The 5,832-nt window shown below is 64.7% G+C and carries 7 protein-coding genes; 2 read left to right on the top strand and 5 right to left on the bottom strand.

All coding sequences use genetic code 11. The annotated features are described in order from the left end of the window. Both JNN06_RS12190 and JNN06_RS12195 read left to right on the top strand, forming a co-directional pair. On the top strand, nt 1–243 hold a 243-nt coding region (locus JNN06_RS12190; protein WP_291239865.1), incomplete at its 5' end, for a hypothetical protein. A 164-nt stretch (nt 244–407) separates the two neighbouring features. Then, nucleotides 408–1,010 carry a superoxide dismutase gene (locus JNN06_RS12195; RefSeq protein ID WP_291239866.1) on the top strand — a complete coding sequence of 201 codons (603 nt, stop codon included), beginning with the start codon at nt 408–410 and terminating at the stop codon, nt 1,008–1,010. Nucleotides 1,011–1,061: 51 nt separating this feature from the next. Here the strand turns inward: JNN06_RS12195 and JNN06_RS12200 are convergent, their stop codons facing one another. The 5 genes from JNN06_RS12200 to JNN06_RS12220 all read right to left on the bottom strand — a co-directional run. Next, complete coding sequence (locus tag JNN06_RS12200; RefSeq protein ID WP_291239867.1) at nt 1,062–1,505, bottom strand: hypothetical protein; 444 nt, start codon at nt 1,503–1,505, stop codon at nt 1,062–1,064. Continuing rightward, nucleotides 1,502–1,924 (bottom strand): hypothetical protein, encoded by a 423-nt coding sequence (locus JNN06_RS12205; RefSeq protein ID WP_291239868.1) that lies wholly within the window; start codon nt 1,922–1,924, stop codon nt 1,502–1,504. The genes JNN06_RS12200 and JNN06_RS12205 overlap by 4 nt, the downstream gene beginning before the upstream one ends. A 74-nt stretch (nt 1,925–1,998) precedes the next feature. Next, a complete protein-coding gene (locus JNN06_RS12210; protein WP_291239869.1) occupies nt 1,999–2,550 on the bottom strand; it encodes a sarcosine oxidase subunit gamma family protein in 552 nt (183 codons plus the stop codon). Continuing rightward, a complete protein-coding gene (locus JNN06_RS12215) occupies nt 2,543–5,521 on the bottom strand; it encodes a sarcosine oxidase subunit alpha family protein (protein WP_291239870.1) in 2,979 nt (992 codons plus the stop codon). Before JNN06_RS12215 ends, JNN06_RS12210 begins: the two co-directional genes overlap by 8 nt. Next, on the bottom strand, nt 5,518–5,832 hold a 315-nt coding region (locus tag JNN06_RS12220; protein ID WP_291239871.1), incomplete at its 5' end, for a sarcosine oxidase subunit delta. The genes JNN06_RS12220 and JNN06_RS12215, both read right to left, overlap by 4 nt.

Consider the following 5,832-nt stretch of genomic DNA (forward strand, 5'->3'; position numbering starts at 1 on the left):
CTGCCCGCCATGCCCTCGCTGGGCGGCGGCGGTCTGGGTCAACCGGGCGGTCTGGGTGGCGGCTTGGGCGGTGGTCTGGGCCAACCGGGTGGTCTGGGCCAACCCAATCTCGGCGGCACCCCTGCCCCGGGCGCGGCGACCCCGGCGCCCGCAGCGCCAACCCTCGGTGCGCCCTCCCTCGGCGCGCCCTCCCTTGGCGCCCCTGCCATCGGGCAGCCCAACCTCGGCCAACCCTCGAACTGAGCGCGTCCGAACCTGACACTCCCTGGCCCCGCCCCCAAGGCGGGGCCTTTTTCCATCCGCTGCACCTTTGGGTTTCTGTCGGAAATCCCCCGCGCCCCCTTGACCTTGCCGGTGCGCGCCCTCTTATTGGGGGCAACCGAAATCCCCGAACAGGAGAGACGATCATGGCTTTCACCCTGCCCGACCTGCCCTATGCGCATGATGCGCTGGCCGCCCTTGGCATGTCCAAGGAAACGCTGGAATACCACCACGACCTGCACCACAAGGCCTATGTCGACAATGGCAACAAGCTGATTGCCGGCACCGAGTGGGAAAACAAGTCGCTGGAAGAGATCGTCGTCGGCACCTATGCCGCGGGCGCCGTGGCGCAGAACGGCATCTTCAACAATGCCTCGCAGCACTGGAACCACAACCTGTTCTGGGAAGTGATGGGCCCGGGCGAAAACAAGGCGATCCCCGGCGCGCTGGAAAAGGCACTGATCGAGAGCTTTGGCTCGGTCGCCAAGTTCAAGGAAGATTTCGCCGCCGCTGGTGCGGGCCAGTTCGGCTCGGGCTGGGCCTGGCTGGTGAAAGACAAGGACGGCGCGCTGAAGGTCACCAAGACCGAGAACGGCGTGAACCCGCTGTGCTTTGGCCAGACCGCCCTGCTGGGCTGCGATGTGTGGGAACATTCCTACTACATCGACTTCCGCAACAAGCGCCCGGCCTACCTGACCAACTTCCTGGAAAAGCTGGTGAACTGGGAAGCGGTCGCGGCCAAGCTGTAAGCCGGGGCCAGATGCAGAAAATCCCGCCGGAGCTTGCTCCGGCGGGATTTTTCATTTCAGGTTCAGATATTTGTCGGCCAGTTCGCAGTGACCATACCCGGTTTCCTTGATCCGCAAATAAGTGCCGCGCACGTCAAGGTTTACGGCGCCGCTGTCGCGGAAGATCGCCGCCCGATAGGTCAGCACAATGCTGGAATTGTCGACACGCGTCGGCACGCGCCAGGACACGACCAGAAGCTGGTCGGTATTCTGGATCACCTCGGCCCGGACCGGCTTGCTGTCGAGACGCTTCAACACATTGTCCATCACCCGCGCCTGCAAGCCATTGGCCACAACGACAATATCGGTGGGGATCCAGTCCCGGGTGACCGAGCGGCCCTTGATCTCGCAGACATAGCCGGGCTCCGGCGCGTCCTGCGCCAGAGCCGGGACTGGAAGCCATGCGAGCGCCGCAAAGACACAGGCCGCAAGACGCAAGCCTTGGGGTGCGCTCATTTCTTGACCTTTTCCAGGTCGATCTCCTTGCAGGTGCCACGCTCTTCCAGCTTGTTGTCATAGCCAGCCGGGCGCGCGGTGACGATGGCGACGTTGTTCTTGCGAAGAAGCGTCGCCTTGTAACGCATGATGGCGCTGTTGCCAGAGCCATCTCTCATGCCCATTTCCCAGCGGATCGCCAGCTTGGCCTCGGTGTCTTCCACCACTTTCGCGGAAATCGGCTTGCCCCGCTTGTTGTGGATCACGCCATCGTAAACCACAGCTTCATCCCCTGCGACTGCGAAGATGATCTGCGGCGCGATCCAGCCCTTGCCATTCTCGGTTTGGGGCATGGTGCAGTCATAGGCGGGGGTGGCGGCATGGGCCATCCCGGCGAGGGTCAGACCAAGCCCGAGGCTCAAAGCGAAGGTACGAAACAAAAGAACTCTCCCGATGGTGTTTCCACCGGGAGAGTGCCGCAATTTATAAGCGAATTGAAGGGTGAAAACTCAGGTCAGAACAATTCGCTGCCCGATGTCACCGAATGGGTCAGCAGCCCCATCACATAGCCCGCGACCGAGCGGAAACAGACCAGCGTATAGCCGCCATCGGCCGCCCAGAAGGCCCCCGCGACCTGGGCCAAACGGGTGCGGCGCACCTCGCCCGGGGCCAGGGCGGCCAGATCCGCCGGGGCCAGCTTCATCAGCGCCTGATCGGCCGCGTCGCCTTCCAGCCGGAACACCGCGCGGGCATCCGACACATCGACCGCCAGATGGTGCTGCCCCGCCAGCTTGTCGGCCAGCGTCGCCAAGGCCCCCGCAACCTGATCGTAAGGCACGATCAGCAGATATTCATCCGGGCTCATCCAAGCGCAGGCATTGCCACCCGCCATTTCGATCCGGCGTTGCGCGGGCAGTGCCGTGCCGGTGGCGGCAGTGATCGCCGCCGCCAGCCCCGCCACATCGGGCTTGGCCCGCAGCGAGATCATGCCTAGCGGGCCGATCTCGCGGACCGAGGCGAAGCCGCCTGCGGTCGCGCCATTCAAGGCGCTGACAACCTTAGACATTCTGCTTCTCCCCTTCCTTGTCGTAGAACACCGGATCGACGATCTTGGCTTGCAGGGTCGACCCGTCGAGCCTGGTCATCTCGATCACTTCGCCCACCCGGCTCAGACCGCCCTTCACCAGACCCATGGCAATGCCCTTGCCCAAAGTGGGCGAGAAATAGGTCGAGGTGACGCGGCCTTGGGTATTGCGCTGTCCATTGGCGTTCAGCCCCGGCGCCGGCGCGATGGATCCATCGGGGATCACGCTGCCATCCAGCGTTTCCAGACCCACCAGCTTCCAGCGGTCCGGGTTGGCCAGATAGGGGCGCTCTTGCCCACGCTTGCCCAGATAATCGGCCTTCTTCTTCGAGATCGCCCAACCGAGGTTGAGGTCCTGCGGGATCACCGTGCCATCAGTCTCGTCGCCGATCATGATGAAGCCCTTCTCGGCGCGCAGAACGTGCAAGCCTTCGGTGCCGTAAGGCATCATGCCGAACTCGGCCCCGGCAGCCAGCAGCGCATCCCAGAAGGCGCGGCCTTCGCTGGCAGGCACGGCGATCTCATAGGACAGCTCGCCCGAGAAAGAGATGCGGTAGGCCCGCACCCGGAAGCCGCCCAGGACGCCATCCGCCCATTGCATGAAGGGCAGTGCCTCTTTCGAGACATCCATCCCGCCCAGCTTCTCCAGCACCCTGCGCGCCTTCGGGCCGACCACGGCGATCTGGGCATATTGCTCGGTCACATTGGCGGTATAGACCTGCCAATCCCACCATTCGCATTGCAGCCAGTCTTCCATCCAGCCGTGGATGCGATCGGCGCCGCCCGAGGTGGTGTGGCAAAGCCAGGTGTCCTCGTCGATCCGCGCCACCACGCCGTCATCCGACAGGAAGCCCTGTTCGTTGCACATCAAACCGTAGCGGCATTTGCCGATGCCGAGGTTCGACATGACATTGGTGTAGAGCATATCAAGGAACTTACCCGCATCCGGGCCCTTGACGATGATCTTGCCCAAGGTCGAGGCATCCAGCAGGCCCACATTCTCGCGGGTGTTCTTCACCTCGCGATGCACCGCCTGCGCATGGGTTTCGCCCGCGCGCGGGAAGCAATAGGGGCGCTGCCACAGGCCCACCGGCTCCATGTAAGCGTTATGCGCCATGTGCCAGTCATGGATCGGCGTGCGGCGCAGCGGCTGGAAGATCTCGCCACGGGCCTCGCCTGCCAGCGCGCCGATGGTGACCGGCGTATAGGGCGGGCGGAAGGTGGTGGTGCCGACCTGCGGCACCGGCGCCGAGAGGCTGTCGGCCAGAATGGCCAGACCGTTGATATTGCTCAGCTTGCCCTGATCGGTCGCCATGCCCAGCGTGGTGTAACGCTTGGTATGTTCGACCGAGGTATAGCCCTCGCGCGCCGCCAGCTGCACGTCGCTGACCTTCACGTCATTCTGGAAATCCAGCCACATTTTCGCGCGCAGCTGCACCGGGGCACCTTGCGGCATGACCCAGACCGGCAGCATCGCGCCCTCAGAGGCATCCGCCGCCTCAGGGGTGGCCCCGCCGCCCGCAGCCTCGGTCGCATCGGCCAGCACATCGGCGCTGCGCAGCAGACCCGAGGCGGCGCCCGCGGTCAGCACCATGGCGCTGCCATCGTGGTTGATCGGCGGGCGGGCCTTGTCGGGGGCGAATTGCGCCCGCGCCTCGTCCCATTTCAGCTTGCCGCCGCAATGGGACCAGAGGTGAACCACCGGCGACCAGCCGCCCGACATGGCGACGGCATCACAAGCGATTTCCTCCAGCACGGCACCTTGGCCCGCCTGAGCGCAGATCGCCACCGAGGTCACGCGCTTGCCGCCCTTGACCTTGGCAATGCCCTTGCCGGTTTCCACGCGAATGCCCATGGCCCGGGCCTTGGCGGGCAGATCGCCCGTCACGCTGGCGCGGGCGTCGAGGATCACCGGAACCTCCAGCCCCGCCTCTTTCAAGGCGATGGCGGTACGGTAGGCGTCGTCATTATTGGTCACGACCACGGTGCGGTCACCCGGCGCCACGGCCCAGTTGATGACGTAATCGCGCACCGCAGCGGCCAGCATGACGCCGGGAAGATCAGTGCCCGCGAAGGACAAGGGACGCTCGATGGCGCCTGTGGCGGCGATCACCTGACCGGCGCGCAGCCGCCACAGGCGGTGGCGCGGGCGCCCGTCGCCGGGGGTGTGATCGGCCACTTTCTCGTCGCACAGCACATAGCCATGGTCATAGGAGCCTGCCGCCATGCAGCGGGCGCGGAGCGTCACATTCTCCATGCGTTCAAGGGCTTGCAGGGCAGTCTTCACCCAGACCTCGGCGGGTTGGCCGTCGATTTCGACGCCATCCACCACCGCGCGGCCGCCCCAATGGGCCGTCTGTTCCAGCAGCCAGACCTTCTTGCCCGCCCGGCCAGCGGTCAGCGCCGCTTGCAGACCGGCGATGCCGCCGCCCACCACCAGCACGTCGCAGAAGCCATAGGCCTGCTCGTAACGGTCGGCATCGCGTTCCTTCGGCACTTTGCCAAGGCCCGCCGACTGGCGCACGATCGGCTCGAACACATGTTTCCAGGCAAAGCGCGGATGGATGAAGGTCTTGTAATAGAAGCCCGCAGGCAGGAAACGCGCGGCATAGTTGTTCACCACGCCCACGTCGAATTCAAGGCTCGGCCAGTGGTTCTGGCTGGTGCAGGTCAGGCCGTCGAACAGCTCGGTCGTGGTGACGCGCTGGTTCGGCTCGAACCGGCCGCCCTCGCCCATGTTCACCAGCGCGTTCGGCTCTTCGGCGCCCGAGGCGACCAACCCGCGCGGGCGGTGATACTTGAACGAACGCCCCAGCAGCATCTGGTCATTGGCCAAAAGCGCCGCGGCAAGGGTATCGCCCTTGTAGCCCTTCAGGCGCTTGCCGTTGAAGGTGAATTCGCAGGCGGCAGTGCGGTCGATCAGGCGACCGCCTTTGGAAAGACGGGTGCTCATTTGTAACCCTTCCAGTCGGGCCGTTTGGCCTTGATCTTGTCGACGATTTCGGCGGGCGGCTCGGTAGTTTGGGCCGGATAGGTGCCAAACACCTCCAGCGTGGCGGTGCAACGCGCCGCCAGGAACCACTTGCCGCAGCCATAGGCATGGCGCCAGCGTTCAAAATGCACGCCCTTGGGGTTCTTGCGGGCGAACATATAGGCCTCGAACTCTTCGCCGGTCGAACCGGGGCCGAAGCGTTTCAGATGGGCCTCACCGCCCGGTGCCAGTTCGGTTTCTTCGGCTTTGACGCCGCAATAGGGGCATTCAAG

Source organism: Gemmobacter sp., from assembly GCF_016792925.1.
In the GTDB taxonomy this organism is placed as follows: Bacteria; Pseudomonadota; Alphaproteobacteria; order Rhodobacterales; family Rhodobacteraceae; genus Gemmobacter.